Here is a 2,636-nt window from a genome sequence, read left to right as displayed (position 1 = left end):
CGCGGATGCCGTCGGCTGGGGGGCGCTCGGGCTGGCCGCCCTCATCGCGAGCGGACCCAGGCTGCCGCGGCGCGCGCGTGGGTGACGGTCGGCACGTCCGAGGGCGGCGCGTGGCGGCGCACGACGACGATCGGTATGCCGAGGGCCGCGGCGATCTCCATCTTCGGCCACGTGAAGGTCCCCCCGGAGTCCTTCGTGACGAGGACGTCCACGCCGTGCTCCTCCATGATCGACCGCTCCCCGTCCAGGGAGTACGGGCCGCGGCTCGTGAGGAGGCGCCAGCCCTCCGGGAGGGCGAACTCCGGGACGTCGACGACCCGTGCGACGACCCGGTGCCGCCCGAGGGGCCCGGTGAATGTCCCGAGCTCCTGACGGCCGACGGTGAGGAAGGGTCGCCGCCCCAGCCCGGCGGTGAGCCGGGCGGCCTCCTCGTGACCGTCGACCCAGTGCCAGGAGTCGGCGCCGGGAGCGGAGGACCAGCCCGGCCGCTCGAGCCGCAGGAGGGGTGTGGAGGTCTCGCGGCAGGCCGTGACCGCATGGGCCGCCATCCCGAGGGCGAAGGGGTGGGTCGCGTCCACGACGGCGGTCACGGCGTTCTCAGTGAGGTACCGAACGAGCCCGTCCACTCCCCCGAATCCGCCGATGCGCACCTGCCCCATCGGCATCCGAGGCCTGGCGACGCGCCCGGCGAGGGAGGATACGACGGGGACGTCGTCGCGGACGAGGATCTCCGCAAGCTCCCGGGCCTCGGCCGTCCCGCCGAGCAGGAGCACCGTCATCGCGCCTCACCCGCCGTGAGCACCGGCAGCGTCCCGGGGGCCCCGTGCGAGACGAGGTCGAGGATGCCGTCGGTGTCGAGGTGCTCCTCGAGGAGGTCGGCGAGGTGGTCCAGCCGGGCCTCGCGGGCCGCGCCGAACCGCACGCCGGACGGGGCGCGCTCCCTCCCGACGGTGGCCGCGGCCTCGGCGAGGAGTGCCGAGCGGAAGCCGTCGCACTCCAGGCTCCCGTGCCACATGGTGCCGAAGACGATCCCGGCTCGCCGCCCGCCGGCGAACTCCTCGCCCTCTCCACGGACGATGCCGTGGTGGATCTCGTAGCCGCTCACCGGCTGCCCGAGCGCGGTGCCCGTCGACAGCCGCAGCACCTTGGTCGGACCGAATGTCGTCGCTGTGTCGAGGAGCCCGAGGCCCTCGACGACGGTGCCGGGTGGGCCCTCCACCCCGTCGGGGTCCTCGATGCGCCGGCCGAGCATCTGGAAGCCACCGCAGACCCCGAGCACGGGGTGGCCCGCCGCGGCGTGGTCGCGGACGGCCCGGTCGAGGCCCCGGGTCCGCAGCCATGCCAGGTCGGCGATGGTCGAGCGGGTCCCGGGGAGCACGACGAGGTCGGCGTCCGCGACGTCACCCGGGCGCGCCGCGAACCGCACGTCGAGGTCGGGCTCGAGGCCGAGGGCGTCGACGTCGGTGAAGTTGCTGATGCGTGGGAAGCGGACGACCGCCACCCGCAGCGGGTCGTCGGTCGTCGCGGCCCGTGCCCCGACGTCGAGCCCGTCCTCGGAGTCGAGCCAGGCGTCCGGGCTCCACGGGACGACCCCGAGCACGGGGCGGCCGGTGAGCCGCGTGAGGTCACGGTTCGCGGGCGCCAGGAGGGTCTCGTCACCGCGGAACTTGTTGACGACGAACCCCGCGACGAGGCGCTGGTCCGCGGGCTCGAGGAGGGCGAGCGTCCCGTAGAGCGCGGCATAGAGACCGCCCCGGTCGATGTCGCCGACGACGACGACGGGGATGTCCGCGTGCCGCGCCAGGCCGAGATTGACGTAGTCGCCGGCCCTCAGGTTGATCTCGGTCGGGCTGCCGGCACCCTCGCAGACGACGACGTCGAACCGGCCCGCGAGGTCGTCGTAGGCCGCGAAGGCGGCCTCGGCGAGCACGCGACGGTCGCCGGCGAACTCGCTCGACGCGATGGTGCCGGCCGGCCGGCCGCGCAGAACGATGTGGCTGCGACGGTCGCTGCCCGGCTTGAGGAGGACGGGGTTCATGGCCACCTCCGGCGTCGCCCGGGCGGCGACCGCCTGGATCCATTGCGCCCGCCCGATCTCCGCCCCGTCGCCGTCGGGCCCCGCGACGACCATCGAGTTGTTCGACATGTTCTGCGCCTTGAACGGCGCGACCCGCACCCCGCGGCGTGCCAGCAGCCGGCACAACCCTGTCGTGACGACGCTCTTGCCCGCATCCGAGGTCGTCCCGGCGACCAGCAACGACCCCTTCACGCCGGTCAGCATACGATCTGCGGGTGAGGGTTCTCGTCACCGGTGGGGTGCGCAGCGGCAAGTCGGCGCATGCCGAATCCCTGCTCGCCAGCGACGAATCCGTCACCTACCTCGCGACCTCGGCGACCCACGCCGACGATGCGGACTGGCTCGCACGGGTCGCCGCTCACCGCGCGCGACGCCCCGCCTCGTGGCATACCGTGGAGACGGTCGACCTCGCCGGGGGCGTCCGCTCGGTCCGGCCGGGCGACGCCCTCCTCCTCGACAGCCTCGGCACGTGGCTCGCCGCCTGGGTCGACGACCGCAACGGCTGGGACGCAGCTGCGGCGTCGCTGCGCGGTCCGCTCCTCGACGACGTCGAGGCCGC

The 2,636-nt window shown here is 74.4% G+C and carries 3 protein-coding genes; 1 reads left to right on the top strand and 2 read right to left on the bottom strand.

The window, feature by feature from the left end; genetic code table 11:
• Positions 1 to 41: 41 nt before the first annotated feature.
• On the bottom strand, positions 42 to 779 hold the full coding sequence (locus BN12_RS20860) for a cobalt-precorrin-6A reductase (RefSeq protein WP_048555474.1): 738 nt from the start codon (positions 777 to 779) through the stop codon (positions 42 to 44).
• Positions 776 to 2,269, bottom strand: a complete 1,494-nt coding sequence (locus BN12_RS20855; RefSeq protein ID WP_456093708.1) for a cobyric acid synthase — start codon at positions 2,267 to 2,269, stop codon at positions 776 to 778. The genes BN12_RS20860 and BN12_RS20855 overlap by 4 nt, the downstream gene beginning before the upstream one ends.
• A gap of 23 nt (positions 2,270 to 2,292) precedes the next feature.
• Between BN12_RS20855 and BN12_RS20850 the strand changes: the two genes are divergently transcribed.
• A partial coding sequence (locus BN12_RS20850; RefSeq protein ID WP_235432482.1) for a bifunctional adenosylcobinamide kinase/adenosylcobinamide-phosphate guanylyltransferase occupies positions 2,293 to 2,636 on the top strand: 344 nt, incomplete at its 3' end.

It is taken from the genome of Nostocoides japonicum T1-X7 (genome assembly GCF_001046855.1).
Lineage (GTDB): Bacteria > Actinomycetota > Actinomycetes > Actinomycetales > Dermatophilaceae > Nostocoides > Nostocoides japonicum.
This window is presented reverse-complemented; position numbering and strand designations above follow the sequence as displayed.